General features: G+C 60.8%; 13 protein-coding genes and 2 pseudogenes. 8 read left to right on the top strand and 7 right to left on the bottom strand.

Translation table 11 applies throughout. The features are described 5' to 3' along the window. Position 1 precedes the first annotated feature (1 nt). The 4 genes and pseudogenes from istB (SHEL_RS01675) to istB (SHEL_RS01665) all read left to right on the top strand — a co-directional run bounded on the left by istB (SHEL_RS01675) (position 2) and on the right by istB (SHEL_RS01665) (position 3,407). Entirely contained in the window at positions 2 to 775 is a 774-nt protein-coding gene (gene istB / locus SHEL_RS01675) for an IS21-like element helper ATPase IstB (protein WP_012797515.1), read from the top strand. Positions 776 to 877: 102 nt separating this feature from the next. Continuing rightward, positions 878 to 1,015 (top strand): annotated as a pseudogene (locus SHEL_RS14685) (transposase); the annotation flags it as partial. Positions 1,016 to 1,183: 168 nt separating this feature from the next. Continuing rightward, positions 1,184 to 2,659: an IS21 family transposase gene (gene istA, locus SHEL_RS01670; protein ID WP_083762405.1), complete on the top strand. Its 1,476-nt coding sequence runs from the start codon at positions 1,184 to 1,186 to the stop codon at positions 2,657 to 2,659. After that, positions 2,643 to 3,407: an IS21-like element helper ATPase IstB gene (gene istB, locus SHEL_RS01665; protein WP_012797513.1), complete on the top strand. Its 765-nt coding sequence runs from the start codon at positions 2,643 to 2,645 to the stop codon at positions 3,405 to 3,407. Before istA ends, istB (SHEL_RS01665) begins: the two co-directional genes overlap by 17 nt. A gap of 801 nt (positions 3,408 to 4,208) precedes the next feature. On the opposite strand, the gene SHEL_RS01655 is transcribed toward istB (SHEL_RS01665), so the two are convergent. From SHEL_RS01655 to SHEL_RS01635, 5 genes and pseudogenes are all read right to left on the bottom strand, one after another. After that, positions 4,209 to 4,850 carry a leucine-rich repeat protein gene (locus SHEL_RS01655; RefSeq protein ID WP_012797511.1) on the bottom strand — a complete coding sequence of 214 codons (642 nt, stop codon included), beginning with the start codon at positions 4,848 to 4,850 and terminating at the stop codon, positions 4,209 to 4,211. 409 nt (positions 4,851 to 5,259) lie between these two features. Beyond that, positions 5,260 to 5,621, bottom strand: a pseudogene (locus SHEL_RS01650) (hypothetical protein); the annotation flags it as partial. 108 nt (positions 5,622 to 5,729) lie between these two features. Then, a complete protein-coding gene (locus SHEL_RS15025; RefSeq protein WP_126513715.1) occupies positions 5,730 to 5,948 on the bottom strand; it encodes a hypothetical protein in 219 nt (72 codons plus the stop codon). 280 nt (positions 5,949 to 6,228) lie between these two features. After that, positions 6,229 to 6,783 (bottom strand): hypothetical protein, encoded by a 555-nt coding sequence (locus tag SHEL_RS01640; RefSeq protein WP_041422446.1) that lies wholly within the window; start codon positions 6,781 to 6,783, stop codon positions 6,229 to 6,231. Positions 6,784 to 7,026: 243 nt separating this feature from the next. After that, positions 7,027 to 8,019 (bottom strand): protein kinase domain-containing protein, encoded by a 993-nt coding sequence (locus SHEL_RS01635; protein ID WP_169304485.1) that lies wholly within the window; start codon positions 8,017 to 8,019, stop codon positions 7,027 to 7,029. Positions 8,020 to 8,338: 319 nt separating this feature from the next. Between SHEL_RS01635 and SHEL_RS01630 the strand changes: the two genes are divergently transcribed. From SHEL_RS01630 to SHEL_RS01620, 3 genes are all read left to right on the top strand, one after another. Then, complete coding sequence (locus SHEL_RS01630; protein WP_012797508.1) at positions 8,339 to 9,523, top strand: ATP-binding protein; 1,185 nt, start codon at positions 8,339 to 8,341, stop codon at positions 9,521 to 9,523. Positions 9,524 to 9,635: 112 nt separating this feature from the next. Continuing rightward, entirely contained in the window at positions 9,636 to 10,091 is a 456-nt protein-coding gene (locus tag SHEL_RS01625) for a hypothetical protein (protein WP_012797507.1), read from the top strand. Positions 10,092 to 10,121: 30 nt separating this feature from the next. Further along, on the top strand, positions 10,122 to 10,580 hold the full coding sequence (locus SHEL_RS01620) for a hypothetical protein (RefSeq protein ID WP_012797506.1): 459 nt from the start codon (positions 10,122 to 10,124) through the stop codon (positions 10,578 to 10,580). A gap of 368 nt (positions 10,581 to 10,948) precedes the next feature. Here SHEL_RS01620 and SHEL_RS01615 read toward each other — a convergent pair whose 3' ends face one another. Together SHEL_RS01615 and SHEL_RS01610 are read right to left on the bottom strand one after the other, a co-directional pair. Further along, positions 10,949 to 12,784 carry a plasmid recombination protein gene (locus SHEL_RS01615; protein ID WP_012797505.1) on the bottom strand — a complete coding sequence of 612 codons (1,836 nt, stop codon included), beginning with the start codon at positions 12,782 to 12,784 and terminating at the stop codon, positions 10,949 to 10,951. A 114-nt stretch (positions 12,785 to 12,898) separates the two neighbouring features. Then, entirely contained in the window at positions 12,899 to 13,624 is a 726-nt protein-coding gene (locus tag SHEL_RS01610; protein ID WP_012797504.1) for a PP2C family protein-serine/threonine phosphatase, read from the bottom strand. A 272-nt stretch (positions 13,625 to 13,896) separates the two neighbouring features. Between SHEL_RS01610 and SHEL_RS01605 the strand changes: the two genes are divergently transcribed. Next, complete coding sequence (locus SHEL_RS01605; RefSeq protein ID WP_012797503.1) at positions 13,897 to 17,565, top strand: tetratricopeptide repeat-containing protein kinase family protein; 3,669 nt, start codon at positions 13,897 to 13,899, stop codon at positions 17,563 to 17,565.

The following is a 17,565-nucleotide window of genomic DNA, read 5'->3' as shown; positions in this document are numbered from 1 at the left end:
CGTGGCGGCGCTGGACGAGTCGAGCCCCTACCTGCGGGCGCAGTCCAACCTCTCCGAGCTCAGGCTCGACCGGATGTGCGCGGCCATGCCCGACTACGTGCGCATGGTGGGCGACGGGGAGCGCGACTTCGCGCAGGCCCTGGCCGAGATGACGGAGTCCGAGGTGGCCGCCAGGCGCGAGAGGGTGATGCGCCAGCGGGTGCGCTCGTCGGGCTTTCCCTACGTCAAGACGCTCTCGGACTTCGACTGGTCGTTCCAGCCGAGCGTGCCCAGGGCCAAGGTGGAGGAGCTCGCGACGCTCAGGTTCGTCGACCGGGCGGAGAACGCCCTGTTCGTGGGCAGCCCGGGCGTTGGCAAGACCCACCTCGCGATAGCCATCGGCATCGAGGCGGTGAGGGCCGGCCGCGAGGTGCGCTTCGTCGACTGCGCGAAGCTCGTCGAGGACCTGAAGGACGCGTCCTCGCGCGGGATACTCAAGAACAGGCTGAAGTACTACGCGCACTCCAAGCTGCTGATCATCGACGAGCTGGGCTACCTCGACATCGACGAGCACGGCGCGGACCTCATGTTCCAGCTGGTGTCGACGCGCTACGAGCAGCGCTCGACCATCATCACCACCAACGTCGGCATCGGCGGCTGGGCGAACGTGTTCGGCGACGACGTGGCCGCGAGCGCCATAGCGGACAGGGTCTGCCACCACTGCACGCTGATAAAGATAACGGGGAGGTCGTACAGGCTCAAGGACCTGCCCGCCGACAAGAGGAGGGAGGACTGATCGGAAACGGCGAAAGTACGGTAGCGCGACCGACGGTTGTTCGGTCGCGCGGATGTCGGCGAAGCGGTAGCGTGATCGTCGAAAACTATATTGACTTTATCATTCCGCAGCGCGTCGGCTTTCGCGTCGTGGCTGGGTCTCGTCCCCTCGGAGGCGTCCAGCGCCGACGCCAGGCGCCAGGGCGGGATAACGAAGTCCGGCAACAGGCACCTGCGGAGGCTGCTCGTCGAGGCGGCCTGGTGTTTAAGTTAGCCTCATAGTTGCGGGTTCGGTCACGGCGCCGTTTCGGTTGCGGTCAAGAAAAAGTTTCGGGTTTCGCCACAAGGAAAGACATGCCAACCAGACCGTTGGCCTACCTTTGTCGTTGCTTCGGTAATCGACCAAAGGAGGCGGAGAGGAATGATCAGCATGTCCAAAGTTCAGGATATACGAAGGATGCGAAGGGAGGGTGAATCCATAGCGGGAATATCGAGGGCGACGGGCGTTTCGGAGCCGACCGTGCGCAAGTACCTCAAGCCGCAGGATCTCTCCCCGAAGATGCCCGTGAGGGCGAAGGGGCCGTCGGTGATGGACGAGTACTCGTCGATCGTCGACTCGTGGCTCGAGGCCGACCGTGGCGTTTGGCACAAGCAGCGCCACACCGCCCAGCGCGTCTGGGAACGGCTCGTCGAGGAGGAGGGAGCGACGATGTCGTACAGCACCGTCAGGCGATACGTCAAGGATTGGAAGGACGCGCACAAAGGCGAAGGCGACGGGTTCCTCGACCAGGTCGGGCTTCCCGCCGACATGCAGGTCGACTTCGGCCAGGCCGATTTCTACGTGGTCGGCGTGCGGACCCGTCTGCACCACCTGGTCTGCGACTTCCCGTTCTCCAACATGGGGCTGGCGCAGGTTTTCCCCGGCGAGAACGCCGAGTGCGCGTGCGAGGGCCTGATGGCCGTGTTCTCCTACATCGGCGGTGTTCCCAGGCGCATCATCTTCGACAACGCCACCGGCGTCGGGCGCAAGATGTGCGGCGTCATCAGGACCTCGAAGCTGTTCGCCGCGTTCGCCGCCCACTTCGGCTTCGAGTACGTGTTCTGCAACGCGGACGCGGGAAACGAGAAGGGCGGCGTCGAGAACAAGGTGGGCGCGCTGCGCCGCCGGCTGTTCGTCCCGCTGCCGCACTTCGACAACATCCGGTCCTACAACGCGCGGCTGCTGGACAAGTGCACGGAGCTCGCGGACAAGGAGCACTGCGTCAAGGGCGAGCCGGAATCCCAGCTGTTCATGGAGGACCGCTTCGCGCTGCTGCCGCTGCCCGACGCGCCGTTCAAGGCGGTGAGCTGGCAGAGGATGAAGGCCGACAAGTACGGCAACGTCGTGCTCGACGGGCGCCACCGCTACTCGAGCGCGCCCGAGTTCGGCGGGCGCGAGCTCATCGTGGGCAGGTGCGCCTTCGACGTCGAGATATACGATTCCGACGGCGCGCGCGTAGCGACGCACGCGCGCGCCTACGGCGACCGCCCCACCGAGTCGGTCGAACCGGCGAGCCAGCTGCCGCTGCTGTGCCGCAAGCCGAACGGCTGGCCGAACAGCCGCGTCAGGGCGTCGATGCCCGACGACCTGCGGGAATGGGCCGATTCCCTCGACTCCGAGCCGCGCAAGGAGTTCCTGCGGGTGCTGCGGGACGTGACCGCCGAGAGCGGCTACGGGCCGGCCGTCGAGGCCGCCGCCCGCATCGTCGAGCTGGGCGGTGCGCCCGATAGGGCCTCGGTGACCGTGCTCGCCGCCGGCATCTGCAACGGCCGCGGAGTCGTGGACTACGCCGACCCCGTCGACATGTCCGACTACGACGCGGCTTTCGCCGCGATCGGGGGCGGTTCCCATGATCAGCAGATGTGAGAGGGACGCCATCGGCGACGCCATCAGGGCCGACGCCAGGAAGCTTTGCATCTCCAACGACACGGTCGGCTGGTTCCTGGAATCGGCGACGCCGCGGCAGCTCGACGCGGTCGCCGGCATGTTGGCCCACGAGATAGCGGTCCGCGGGCGCAACCGCAAGGCGCGCCTGCTGCGCAAGGCCGCGTTCCCGGCCGTCAAGTCGGTCGCGGACTTCGACTTCGCCGACGTCAGGATGCCCGACGGGCACACGGTCGAGGACATGCTGTCGCTAGACTGGGTGGAAAAGGCGCAGGACTACGTCTTCCACGGCCAGACCGGGCGGGGGAAGACGCATCTGGCGGTGGCGCTCGGCATGAGGTGCGTCGAGCGCGGGCTCACGGTGCGCTATCTGCCGTGCGCGCAGCTCGTCCTGCAGCTCCAGAGGGCCAGGGACTCGGGCGGCCTCGACACGATGTACTCCGATCTGGCCAAGGCCGACCTCTTGATACTTGACGAGTTCGGTTACATTCCGCTTGACTCGGACGGGGCGAGGCTGCTGTTCCAGGTGATATCGAGCAGCTACGAGTCCAGGAGCCTGATCCTGACCACGAACATCGAGTTCAGCAAGTGGGGAACCGTCTTGGCTGACGAGAAGCTTGCGGCGGCCGCCGTCGACAGGATCGTGCACCACGGCAGGCTCGTGGAGTTCGGCGGCAAGAGCAGGAGAGTCGAGGAATCGCTCATGCTAGGAAACGTGAAGGAGGGTTAGCAGGGCCTTTCCATGGCGAAACCCGAAAAAAGTTCGTGACCGCGACCTAAAACAGGTCGTGCCCAATGACGAAACTCGGGGTTGACAAAACACAGGCCTGGCACTACGCGAGCGCGACGAGGAGCCCGAAGAGGCCTGCGGCCGGCTGCGAGGTCCCTCCCGAGGTTGCCAGGCACGCGGCGAAGGGGGTGCGCAGGCTCGTGGACAGGCGCGCCGCGCTGTCCGCAGCGGGAAAGAAGCCGGTCGTCGCGAACTGCGCGACGGCGCGCGAGCTCGCGTGCTGGATCTGGGCCGTGGGCTGCATGGTGGAGGCCGAGTAGCGCGACCCGCCTGAGACAATGGCGTCCGACCCCGTTCCGCCCGCGCTCGGAGCCGTTGGCCCCACCCACGTATTTTTTTCGCGCAGCGCGAACGCGCCACGCGCGCCCAAAGACCGATGACGAGGGGCCAGCCGTAGCAACGAGATGCACCGGCGCACGCCGCGCCACGGGCGAATATTAAACCGCAAAACGAGCGTCCGAAGGACACGCGATCCTGGCGGGCGGGCTACGGGTGAAGATACAGGGCCAGGCCGGCAGTAGGCTGGTCTGGCCCATTTTGCCCTCTTGACAATGCTCTGCTCATATTAAAAAACCACCACAATATGAGCATCGCCCTGCACTGATCCAACCATCTCGAATCATAGCTCGGCGTCTTGCTTCGATTGCATTCAGCGCTCCTTGAATCGCAGCCTGTGTGGCGACCTCTGATGGTGCGAGCGTCTTTTGCAGAGCCAGAAGCTCGCTCTCATCTGACGGTAGATTATAGGCGGTGATTTTTTTCTCCATTAACGTATATGGCGTCAAATTGATAGTTCGACTTAACTGGGGCGTCCTTGTCAAAGCTCAAACCCAAACCAAGGGAAAGATCCTCTCGAAACTTTGGCACAATAAATACCCGACTGGCATAACGCACCGTACGAAGCCGAGGGCAATCGACAAAGGATTCCGCCATTGCTGGCTCGCCGCAGAATTCTATTTGCTCCAATGCGTCGCAGCGGCAGAACGCATATTTGCCAATCTTTTCGAGAGACTTAGGAAATCGGACCGACTTAAGGAACCTGCACCTCATAAAAGATGAAGAGTTGTAGCTTCCGCCCTCTATTGCAACTAAGCCTTCTGGAAGAACGATCGATTGTATGGAAGTATTCTCAAACGCGCGCGACCCTATCGTTATCACGCCGTCCGGAACTACGACATTCAAGTCCGCGCCCGTATACCTGACTAGTGTTCCACCCTCAACAACGAAATCAGCGCTGTTATTCCTGAAGGCTCCGCCCTTCATTAACTGCCTTGCAGCTTCGAGCGTGTATTTCGTTCCGCAACGGTCACATTGATAAGTGCCATCCGCATTCCGAGTTAGCTGATTTGACCCACACAATTCGCAGGCAATTTCTAGCGTCATTCATCGCACCTTCCGCTAAAAGAACTCCTAATCCACATCTGCAAGGATTAGGAGTTCAGCTACGAAAGCTCAACGCTTCTCCCTATAGACTAGCTAATATTATAGCGAGGCTGCATACCGAAAGGAAGCGTCACGAGTCGCTTGTGTGAGCAACTTTTGCTGGCGTAAGAACCACCCCAGACGCGCGAGCTGGAAAGGACTTTTAGGCATTTTTGATTACCGCTAAAAGAAGAGATAAGTCCCGTCAATGAATCCTACAACATCCGCGGCGCTGGTATCCATCAACGGTCACAAAACCCGATGCCACCGTTCGAAGGCCACCTGATGCGATATGCGGTATATCTTGGAGACTGCACTCGAGGCGACACTAGAGGCCATGAGCTGGGAGCGCGGACGTTTTTCACACCTCTTAGGCACCATGCCCCAGTCTCCTCCGTCTGTTGTCTATCGTATCGTACACCGTCCTGCCGCCTTCCTTGAAGTACTTTATCCTCTCGGCGCTGTACCTGCGCATCCACGCGTCGAGCATCTCGGCGAACTCCTCGTAGGTCACCCCGCGCCAGTCGCGCCCGTAGAAGAACTCGTTCTTCAGGTTGCCTAAGAAGCCCTCGCAGGCGGCGTTGTCCGGCGAGCAGCCCATCTTCGACATCGAGCGGGCCACGCCGTGCTCCTCGCATATCGCCCTCCAGCCCGGCCAGAAGCAGTGGATCCCCCGTCGGTGTGGCAGAAGGGGCGCTGCCCGGGGCGCAGCTGCGAGCACGCCATGAGCAGCGACGAGTATTTGTCCTGCGCTTGGCCCCCGTAAGACAATACAGGAAATCAATGAGATGGCGTAAACCGACACGGGAGACGGACCATCGGCCGCGAGATGGGCTTTTCCTACAACACCACTACCCCTGCGAAACCGCAAAGGATGGGCTGGGCCTGGATGAGGAGCCGCTCGATACGTACGCGGGGATGTCTTTCTTCTGCATCCAGGTCACGGGGCCGGAGCACATCCTCCTCCTGACCGCCGAAAAGCGCAGCGACGATCTCGTCGACCACGCACTCAGCAGCCCGTACATCCCGTCGTCTTGAAAGGACTTCGATCTCATGCATGCCATCGCGGCCCGGACCCACAAGAGGTACGTCGAGGAGGACAGGTTTCTGGAGTTCGCCGTGCGGTGAACGGTGGAGCCCCATTCGTGTGCGTCGCTCGCCCCGACCGCCTGGAGGCTTGGACTGAAGAGGCCTGCGAGCGCCGTCGCAGACGGCGTCGACGAGTTCGTGTTCAGGCGCAGGCTCTGAGCCTTGCACTAAGGTCGGACAATTGACACCGCTTGTTGCTGCCGAGCAGCGGATGGCCTTCGAGGGTTTGCGCGCTACGGGAAAGCATGTTCTAAGCCATCAAGAGGATAGCCACAATGGCCGCTGCCGCAACCACTGAAACAATTGCATATGGCAGCAGCTCGCGGTCTTTTGAGATCTTGAAATCAATGAAGCAGCACGACGCGGAAAACAAAACGGCTGAAGCAGACAGCACGGCGTAATGCGGCGTCGATCCAACACCAACGACGGCCAATATTCGACTAACTAGTATGAGCAAGGCCATTAACGCCGAGCCCGACGCAAACCAGCGCCTTGCATTGCCTGGCTTGCGTGCACAACAACAAACACAAGCTGCAAGATACACGATGAAAACTGTTGGCCACACGATCAATGAAGCAACGAAGTCATCCATCGTTAGCTGCAAGGGTGAGAAAAAGATACTTGAAACTATCCCATAGCAGCTGTTGCATGGGCTTTCCAAGCCTGCGTATACGAACGCACAGATGCAAGAGCCGCACACGCTCGAGAAGATGACCTCAGGACTGAGGTTGACAAAGGACTGCGTTAAAAGAGGTGTTGTAATCAGGATTGCCCACATTCCGGCACCGACAATCGACCTATCCATTGGGATCTGCTCCTTTACCATACGGGCTTCAATCTTGTCTGGCTACCTCTGCGGGAACGCAAAGCCTCTTTGAGCCCATTGGCTGTCTCGTGGCTGCTTGATACGCTCTTGGCTACGCTCCCGACCTCATTACAGAAATGAGTGGCGCGTCGAGGAAATGCCCACTTCTTGGCTCGTTTACCTGCCTCCTGCGACTATTCTTGGCTCTTCGCTTTGCCCGCGACCAGCCCTGGCTGTCGAAACTCAGAAAAGAAGGCAGACCGTTCCTGATACCCACTCGAAAGCCAGCGGGAGCAGAGCTGTGACGCCACCACAAACAAGGCCAACCGCAACCGACACAACAGCTCTTCGGCATGCGTCTGGCAGGGTGACGTCCTTTGTCTTATTGTCAGGATGTATGCCAGCAACAGCCTCGCTCCCGACTCCACCTGCAGCCGCAATCTCCCGAAAGACCGTCTCAAGGGAACTGATAGAAGGCCTGTTAGAGGGGCAGAAGTCAGTGCAGCTGCGAATCACATCGGCAAGCATGGAGTCGGCCTCGGAGCCGCCGACGAACTCGATGGCGATAGGGGCCCGTTTTGCAGCAACGACGCTGGCCGCCCCCTCTGGTGATGTGGGATCGACGCACATGAGGGCTCGGAATGGCGGTCGACCGGTGCGCATGTAATACGCGATACAGCCTATCGAATAAGAGTCCGTGGCTCTTGAGTTTCTTTGGTGGTAAAACGGTCCTCCGAATACCTCTGGCGCGCCGAAGCAGGGCGTAGCCAGCCGCTTATTGCCCATGCCTGGCGTGACCATGCTTGATCGGCTGTCGACAGATTGCCCGAAATCAACCACCACAACGTCTCTTATCGCGTGCGCATCCCTCCTTACCATGAGGCTTCGCGGGCTGAAATCACGGTTCGAAACGGGCGAACACGAAAGCAACGCAGCGCACGCCTTGGAACATACGTCAGCAACAACGCCGGTATTTGGGAGGCCGCGGCTGCCGCCCGTTAGCCATCCTCCCTCGACCGCCTGCTCGATGTTGACCCCCTCGATGTACTCCATGGCAATAGCCACGCGCCTATCCGCGTCGCCTTCACCAACCGTTCCGATTGCGAGAGGTGCCGGGGCATGGCCACCGGCACCGTTCATCTGGCACAGGCGGGTATACTCGAAGTCGGCCACCCTGCGGTCGAGTGCGAATCCTGCCACGTCCCTCTCAGTGTGGTGGAACACCTTGATCGCCACTGTCCCGTAGTCCGGGCTGAAAGCCGTGTATAGATTTGCGAAACCGCCTCCTGGTGCATCTGCCCTGCGAAGCGGTCCCATTCGAGTGGGGCCGCGCCAATAGGAATCGGCCCTGAAAGTCGCGCTCGGTATCATGGGCTACCTCCGTGAAATTCTGCTTGAACTGCTGCGCCCCCGATGATAGCCGACGCTCGCCGACTCCTTTGCGCAAGAGGCGGGAGACGTCTTCCTGTATCGTGTACGTCGCTGGAGCAGGACAGGGCCTTGTCGCACGGATGACGGGTCCGGCCTGGCGTACGACAGAAGAGGAGGTAGCTCGATGGCGACGTACTATGTGGGATCGGTTCGCCTCCCAGCCGACGTCGACTGGGCTGACGTCGCAAAGTGCATTGGCCTCGTACTCTCGCTCGGTCTCCCCGTGGAGGTCGGCCAAGCGAAGCAGGCAGAGAATGGCTTTGTCCTCGGGATCGTGGTTAAGGAGCCGGACCCTCGCTCAAAGCCAGATACGCCGAGTGCCGATGACCTGAAGGAGGCTCTGGAACACAACGGCTACAAGGCAGAGCTTAGGAATGTCCCTCTCGGTGTCCTCGCGGGTCAAGGGCGGCAGGTCGTAGATGCCCTCACGCGGCTCGGCGACTCCTCCCGCCTGCGACGGTCTGTGTCGGCGGCAGATGTCGCCCCGGCGGCCCCCACGGGAGACATTGGGTCGTCCTTCGACGGCCTCGTCGGGCTGGCTGAGGTTCGTGAAGGGATTACGGCGGTCGTGAAGGCTGTGAGCAGGTTCGGCCGCGGCTCTCTCTCCAGCCTTGGGACCGTGTTGCTTGGCCCGCCGGGGACGGGCAAGACCGAGATTGCTCGACGGATGGCGGCAGCCTACGGGCAGGCCGGCGTCTCGACCGGGAAGTTCACCCAGGCTGACGCTTCACAGCTCATTTCGGAGTACGTCGGCGAGACGCCCACCAAGGTGCGTTCCGTCTTCGACTCTGCACGCGGTGGCGTTCTCCTTATCGACGAGGCGTATAGGCTCTCGTCTGCGGACGCACATTCCGGGTCGCACGCTCGCGAGGCCCTTCACGCCATCAACCAGCTCACTGAAGAGCGACGATCGGACACCATAGTGGTACTGGCCGGGTACAGGGACGAGACCATGGATTTGCTCTCGCAAAACCCCGGGCTCAAAAGCCGGTTCCCCATCAAGTACGAGCTGACAGGATACTCCGCAGTGGAGCAGAGGGCCATTTTCTCGCTCATGGCAGAACAGCGCGGTTTCAACGACAGGGTCGACGAACCGGTCTTTCTCTCCGCCGTCGATAAGCTAAGCCAGAAGGATGGCTTCGCACAAGCGCGAACAATGCGCAATCTGGTCGACAAATGTGTTCTGTCTCTTGCAAGACAGGATTCCGTCAGCTTCGAAATCGACAACGGGGCGTTCGTCAGCGCTGTGAGCGAAGTGTCTCACGAACTCGATGTTTCGTCGACGCGCCGCCGAATCGGGTTCGTGTGACGCCGCAGCGCGAGCCGCGCAATACGGGACTCGTGACGATGTGTCGCGCTCGAGCTTAGGCGATGCGTGCCCCCTTTGGTCTTGGGCGGGAACGCGTGGGAAAGGATGTCGAATGAATGGGAAGAAATGCTTTCAAGGGGTTGTCGAGGAAACGCTTCGGGCCGATCCAGTGACGAGTTTCAGCTGCATAGACAAGGGCGTGTGGGAGGCGAACGTGTCGCAAGTTTCCTGCTTTCCTGCGGTTATGACGGTCCGCGCCATCAATGGCATGGTGACGATTTCGCTCGAGTCGGGACTGTACGTCCCAGCCGAAAGGGTGGCGGAGGCTAACGCCCTTTCCATGTTCAAGAACAGGCTGTACGTCGTTGCTGGCTGGCTGGCTCTCCCGTCGGAAGGCGGCTCGCTCACGTTTGAGGCCACCTTCGACGGACACCAGGCTTCGAGCTGGACTCAGAACGCCATAATTGGGGCACAAGTTTCGCTGAAGAAGTCAGCAGGAGACTATATGCGGGTCCTCTCAGGCGAAAGCGCCTATTCGGTCTATTCGGACGAGTGCGAGGACAGGTAGCACAAACCCATCGGCGGGAAGGAAGAAGTCATGATCGTTGACGAGACAAAGACGTGTAGCGACATCAATGCGTGTCTCGACTCCAGCGTTGTCGCCATGCGAGTTGCGGGCAAGGACGAGGCGCACGGAATCGTCCGCGCGGGAGGCAGGCTATTTTCAGTCTCGTTTTCCATAGGGAAGCAGCCGCAGCTCATCGTCCATCCCCCCGCATGTGTCGCGACCGGGGCCCGGCGCAGCTTTGTCCTCGGTTGTGCCGAGCGCTGCAGCAAGGATCCCGCTTGGTTCGGCATGTGGATGGACCCCAAGGACGGGGAGCTGGTCTACAACGTTCGGCTCTCGGATGTTAGCACCGACAGCTTTGACCGCGCAGCAAAAGCCGCAATCGAGTTCCTTGGCAAAAACTGGGATGAAATCATCGGGCTTGCCACAGCGCCCGCCGCAAGCGATCCCGAGGACGACGAGGTTGCACTGTTGTCCACCCTCTTTTGATGAAGACCTCGCCCGTTCCATTTGTATCTGAGCAAAGGCGTTGGGCCGTCTCCCGATGCCGGGTCTCGGGTTTCTGCGAGCGGTCCTCCCCTGGTCGTTGTAGAAAGGACGGGCGAGTGGTGTGCCTCTCGGAAAACAAACTGCGCCCCGAACTCGAGCTGAGAAATGGAGGCCCGAGTTCGTGAGGCGCTGTTTTTCAGAAACGCGCGAAAAGGCCGTGGGGCAATCGACCAGGGGTGCGGGGGGCATTACCGTCGTCCGCATTGCGATCCCGATGGCATCGCCAGATAACTGGCCGCGCGGCGGGGACAACTGGGCAAGTGGCTAAGCGAGGCTAGTCTCCCTGCTCCTTTCGGGACCGGAATCGCTCATCTCCGCAAGCTATCATCCCTTGCCATCACAGAATCGAATCTTACGGCGGCACAGACGCGTCGGAGCTCCTCCCATCGGCGGCTGCCATCTTCACCTACGATCCTGAGGACAGACCCATCGCCCAACTTCACGTTACCTCGGGCGTAGACCCCCAAGACGATGAAGTCCCCGCTCGTGAGCCTTGCGCCTTGTTTTGAGTTCGCGTCGACCGTTGCGCCGGATCCTAGAAGCTTCGTAGCTGTGCAAATGCCGTCATCCGAGAACAGGGCCTCAAGCTCATCGAGTGAATGAACCACCGCCGTGCCGTAACTGGATGTGTCTCGGACGAACCAGCACTCGCCCGCCTCCTCCGCCGTGGCTTCTTCTGGCGCGTCGTTGTAGACGACAGCGTGGAGGCGGCTCGTCAAGAAGCCTGGGCCCACATCAACGCGCGGTACGAAGTGATCCGAGGTGTAGTCTGCACCGATGATAACCTCTCGATCCGTGCGGTGTAGCGAAGCTGAAAGGCCGTCGACCACGAATTGCTCTTTCGCAGGCGAAAAGAAAGCGGTGGTAAGCACTGCCATCGCTTCGGGTTGGCGGCCTGTCCTGCCTGCGACGCCGCCTGGCGTGACCTCGGGGAGACCTACGCTATCACCTCGTTGGCCAAGCGCGGCGACGGCGGGGTACCCGAACAGGTCGTCATAGAAGTCCACGCCCTGAATCCCGAGCAAAGCCGCTGATAAAAGGTACCTGACAACCTCCTGCCTCTTATACGACTTGGCTCTAGAATTCGCCTCCCGGACCTCGGATCGACACAAGGCATCGAGGCGGGCCGCAAACTGATCGCCCCCGCGCAGGTAGCATTTGTCGATAATCTCGGACATGGGGCACATAAAGACGTCCCTGATGCGCTCGACCCACTCGATTTTTGAAGCTCGCAACATCAGGGCGTACTTGAAAGCTGGAGCGTAGTCGTCGACGTTCCGGCGGATGATGCCGTCGATGCATTCAGCCACCTCGCGCGGGTCCTCAGCGAACCGGCTTATGCATTCGCTTCCCATCCCGTTGGAGAGGAGCACGACCTCCAGCAGCCGCGCTGGGGAGGTCGCGAACAGTCTTGACCGTTCGGCTGGTTTCATCGCGTCGAACGTGCCCGGAAGCATGCAGGCGTCGATGGCCTGCATGGCCGGTATATACTCGCCGTCTGGTTCGACAAGCTTGTACCCCTCATCGAGGAGGGCCGCCCAGCAAGACCTGAAAACAGAGAAGACGCTGTAGTCTGCCGGATCGCCCGCTTCGGCTACGACCCTCTCGCTTTTCATGTAGAATCTGGTTCTGAGCCCGCTTTTGGCCAGTTTTTCCCTGAGGCGCCGCTCAATCCTTTCCTCCGCGTCGTCGAATTCGTCGACGCGGAACCTGCCGGTCGCATCAAAAGGGAGGACCAAGAGATGAGCGTGCGGGCAAGGGTCACCGTCAACGTTCTTCTCGTCCCAATGCACGAAGGTGCCCAGCGCGTTGTCCCCGACGAACTCTTCATGGAGCGATTCGTCCGCGAGCGAGAATAGATCATCCAGTTCGCCCAGGCCCTTCTCGCCGTCCCACGGGGCACCCGCGTACACAGTGGCATCGAGTAGGACGACCGTCCTCGAGGTGGCATTTCCTGTGTCAACCCTCTCAATCAAGAGCCTCGTGGCTTCCTCGGCGTCGCACGTCGAGTAGTTGTAGGGCGACCACCTATGTTCTATCCTATGCAGCCGTTCGTCATTTTGCTGTTCATATTCGTTCGCGTATGTCCGGGTAAAGTGCTTCATCGCGCTCGTCGCGTCCCCTTTAACATACCTGGCGATCATCTTTCCGTCTCCCCTCTCGATTGCGTTTTATCTTTCAAAGCATTATACGAAAATGCTTGCTTCATCATCCGTCGGCGAGGCCCGGGCCGCGGCCGAGCCGCCAAGGGCGCCGCATCAGTCCAGGCGCCCTATCTCGGCCACTTTTGCCAAAATCACGGTGGCGTTATCGCCGCTGCTCTCTGCGCCTCGCACCACGAGCTCGGTCGCGGCAGCCTGGAGGGGGTTGTTGGCCAGCACCATCGCGGTCTCCTCGCAGCTGAGCGAGGACCATACGCCGTCAGTGCAAAGCAGCAGGGTGTCACCCGCTCTGACTTCTATGCTTGCCAGCTCAGGGTGCTGCCCGAAGCCGAGCGCCCTGGTGAGGCGCTCAGTCCCAGCAGCCCGGTGCGGTGGCGTGAGAAGGGAAACGCGTCCATCGCGGAGGATGTAGGCGACGCTGTCGCCCAGCCATGCCAGGCTCGCGCCGCTGTCGGACAGCACCATCGCAACCAACGTCGCGCCGGCGCCGTCGATTCTCGCAAGGTTGAACGGGTCGCATGGCCCCGCCATAACCGACCAGTCGTCGAGGGAGGCTCTGCACGTCGCTACCGACTCCTCTGCCGCCGCCACCACGTCCTCGATCGCCAGGCCCGACTCGAAGGCCCGTTTCGCTCCGGCCAGGGCATGCCGGCTCAGTTCGGCGCCCGCTAAGCCGCCGCCGATGCCGTCGGATACGGCGAGCATTTCCGTGCGCCCGGAAGTCGGGCTGATGCCGACCGTCGCGCAGTCCTCGTTTTCCTGCCGGCGACCTCGCTCTGTTGCAACCGCATAGGTAAGCTTCAGTCTTTTCTCGGAGTCCATTCCATTCCTTTCCTTTCTCGTTGCGCGACGCCGCGCCAGCCCATATGACCCTCACCGGAAGCTCGGCCAGGGCTCAGGTAAAACATAGTAGAGGCCGCGTCGCCCAGGCTTTTGCGCAAAATGGTTTCGACAGCTATGCCCGAAACGGAGCCGCGGCCGGCCAACACGCCCTGAAAGCACGACGCGTATGTGAGAATGCCTTGCTCGACGGCGCTACTGCGCCACCGTTCACGTAGAATAAGGGCGGTACCGTGCTGGAGGGAGACGCGTAAATGAAGCACTTTCGCAGAGCCGTCAACGCCGGCGGCGCAGGCCCGACTGCAAGGCCGGTCGCCCCGATGGCGAACAGACCGTTACCCCAGGCTGACGTTTATGACTTTAAGGAGCTGTTCGTACCTGACGATGCGGACTCGGAGAAGGCCGTGGAGCCAATCGTTTACGCCTGTCAGACCGGCAAGGCCGGCGGGTTCGGCGTGTACTACGTCGCGTTGGACACGGGCGAGGCCGTGGTGGCCGGCGTGAAGGTGTTCGAAAGCGGCGACGGCGCATCCGCGAGGCGCGAGTTCGGCTGCCTGAAGGAACTCAATGGGTGCAACGGCCACACGCCCCTGCCGCTTGCCATGGGGCGATTCGGCAACAAGCCAGCCATAGTCATGCAGCACTTCGACCTGAAGAGCCTGGCCACCGTCTTAGAGAACGGCGACCTGAGCGGCACCGCCGGCACACCCCTCGACTGCGGTTGGACGCTTGAGCTTGCAAGGGAACTTGCCCTAGCCTTCGGCGAGGTCCATCGCCGGGGATGGTCACACCGGGACGCGTGGCCGGAGAATATCCTGTTGCGCTACGACAACAGCCCGTTGGAATGCAAGCTGATCGATCTGGGCCAGGCGGCCAAGGCGGGCACAAGATCCCTCCCGCCCGCCACGGCTAGGTTCCGTCTCGGCCAGGCCTATTACGCTGCGCCCGAGATGTTATCGGCGTTGATCCCCGCCTGTGATGACGGCGGCGACTGGGAGTATCGCAACAACCCGTCTTGTGACATGTACACGTTCGGCTCGCTCATTTACCGCGCGCGCACGGGGCTCGTGCCGCACTGCGCGGAGATTGGTGACGTCCTGAGCCGGCTTCGAGCCCAGGGCCGCAAAGGGTACAGCCCCGACGTGCTGGACGGGATGGCAAGTGTCAAGCGGGAGCCACTGGATCTTCTTCCCCGCCTGGGTGAGATGCAGGAGCCGGGCGACGACGTGCTGGCGTGCGTCGTCGAAAGGTGCACCAACGCCGACCCGAGTGTGCGAGGTGACATGCGGTGGGCGCTTGGCATGGTGATGGAGGCCATCGAGGCCCGTGGGAGTCAAAAAGGCGCCGGGCTATGCAGGGTAACATACACGGATGGTCAAGGCGGCCGATTCTTTCCAACCGAGACCTTCCTGGTAAGACGAGGCTCCTCTCGTCCCAACAGTGGTAACGCCTACGCGTTTGAAAGGTGGGGCTTGATAGACGGCTGGGATCCCCCTCGAGAGCCCGAAGCCACCGAAGACCAGACGTATACGGCAAGGTGGCTCGACGCCGCGATAGACAAGGAGCGCGCGCCAGTCCCCAAACGGAGAGGAACGCCGCCGACGCTCGCTGCTCTTAGGCCAGGCGATGGAGACCTCGACAAAGCCAACAGGGAAGTTGGCGCATTCTATCAGGGAATGCTGAGACCGGCGCTGGACAGATACAACCTGACAAAAGGCGTCGTGATCTCTATCTATGGCTTTGGCGGCCAAGGAAAGTCGTATTTTTTAAACGAGGTGGCAAACAGCGTCCAAGAAAACGACCCGGGAACGGTCTGCGTTCGTGCAAACTTCTACCACGAGGAGGCCGCGAGACCGAACCAGACCGACGTATTCGCAGCCGCTTTGAAAAAGCAGGGCTTATTCTGCCCTTGCTACACGCTCGCAAAGGCCGCAATGGACGACCTCTACAGTGCAGTGGCGAATCTCATGTCTGAGCTCGACGGGTTCCAGCTCGGCTTCGACGACAGTCAGAAAAGACGGGAGGCTGTGAGGATTGCGATAGAGGCCGCGAGACAGTTCGAGGGGCTCGGTGACTCAGCGCCAGGGATGATTCCAAAGCTTAGTAAGGACTCCATCGAGGAGCGCGTCGGCAGATTCCTGAGGTGGGACATCGAACAGTGGAGCGCGCTCGAAGACAAGCCTATCGTTATCCTCGTCGATCAAGCAGAATACCTCCTAGATCGGAGAATCGGCGACCTGTCCGTATGGTTCAAGGAGGTGACTTGCGCAAGGAACACAGTCTGGGTGGTAGTGGGTAGAAATCGCGTGAACTGGGAAAATGTAATCCAGTATCCGCTTCGCTTCGTTGAGCTTGACCAAGATGACTCGTTCGCAATGGCAAAAAGCATTGCGAACGGAGAACTCGATGATGCTGCGCTCGCGGCAATCTGCGATTTCTCGAGAGGTGTGCCTATCTACATCGACCTCGCCACAAGCTACGCGAAAGAGCTCGACTCACTTCCCGACGATATGCGCGAGCTTTTCGACGGGATTGACCATGACACAATAGCACCGCGCTACCTGAGGCTCCTCGACGAGAACGAACAGGATGCGTGCATGGCCGCAGCTTTCCTGGGAGAATGGACCGACTCGGACCTTGATCTGTTCCTGCCGGATTGGATACAGGGAAGGGACAGACCAAGGGTCGTTAGAAAGGTCGGCGAGATGTCGTTTGTCCTCTCGTCGCTGGGCTACCACTTCATGCACGAGTGCGTTGCGAGGACCCTCCGAGAGTCTGTTGGCCCCAAATCGGACTTCGTCGACACCCTCGACTTCGTAATCGCAAGGCTCATCTCCGACGGAAAGAACCACATCATCAAGATGGACCTTTCCGTCCAAGAGCGCAATCAGAAGCTCCGCTGGCTTGGAAGGGCCGAGAGGGCAATCTACCCCCGCTGCAGCAAACGAGCCCGAGACGAGCTGCGCGAAGCCATGTTCGGGGCAATCATGGAGTACGCAGGCAACCTGAGGGGCTCGAGAATGTCCGACGAAGCCAAGGACCTGTACGACTACGCCCTGGACGAGTTCGGGGACGACCCCGAGAAGGAGCTGAAGCTGCGGCTGAACAGATCCGCAGCACTCTCCGAAATGTACATCTCGACAGGCGACGTCGCCCTGCATATGGAAGCGCTCGAGGACGAGCAAAAGGTGCTGGAGAGAGCCCAAGCTCTGCTCAAAGAGGATTCTCGAACAGAATGGGCGCAGAACATCGCCGCCAACGCTGAGAGCTCGGTCGGGGTTTCCAAGCACCGGCTGGCATCGGAGGCTGCGCGGGCGGGCGAGCTCAGGAAAGCTGAGAGGCTGTACGCCGATTCGTTCGCCCTCCTCGAATCGGCCAAGCACGAGGTTCTCAAAAAGTCTGACGGGCGGAACAGCGCTGCCTATGCCCGCCTGCTGAATAATTACGGAGCAGTGTGCTTGTCGTATGCCAAAAATCTGCCCGATGCGGTCGACGCCGCGCAACGACTGGACGACGCGCTGGCCTCGTGCGGAGAATCGCACAGAATACGGAGGTCGCTCTTCGGGGACCAAGACCGGTCAACGCTGCTGTCACTCACCAACGTCGCCGTAGCGTACGAAGACATGGGCTCGTACGAGGAGGCCCTCGAGATCCTGCGCGCAGTCGAGAGAGACCTCGCCTTTGCTGGGAAGACGCAATGGGCCAAGGACCTATCCCGCTGCAGGTACCACATTGCAATCATTCTCGAAAAGCGAGCTGGAGAAAAGCCCGACGAGAATCGGAAGAAAGCCCTAGAAGAGGCGCTGACGATGCACATGAAGGTGCTTGATTACCGCAAAGCCAATCTGGGTGAAAAAGACCTCGACACGAAGAAGTCCCTGCAGGCTGTGAGCAGGCTCAAAGCCCTAATCCGAAGCATCTAG

The organism is Slackia heliotrinireducens DSM 20476 (assembly GCF_000023885.1).
Classification (GTDB): Bacteria; Actinomycetota; Coriobacteriia; order Coriobacteriales; family Eggerthellaceae; genus Slackia; species Slackia heliotrinireducens.
Note: the sequence above shows the minus strand (reverse complement) of the source record. Positions and strands in the feature narration are given on the sequence as shown.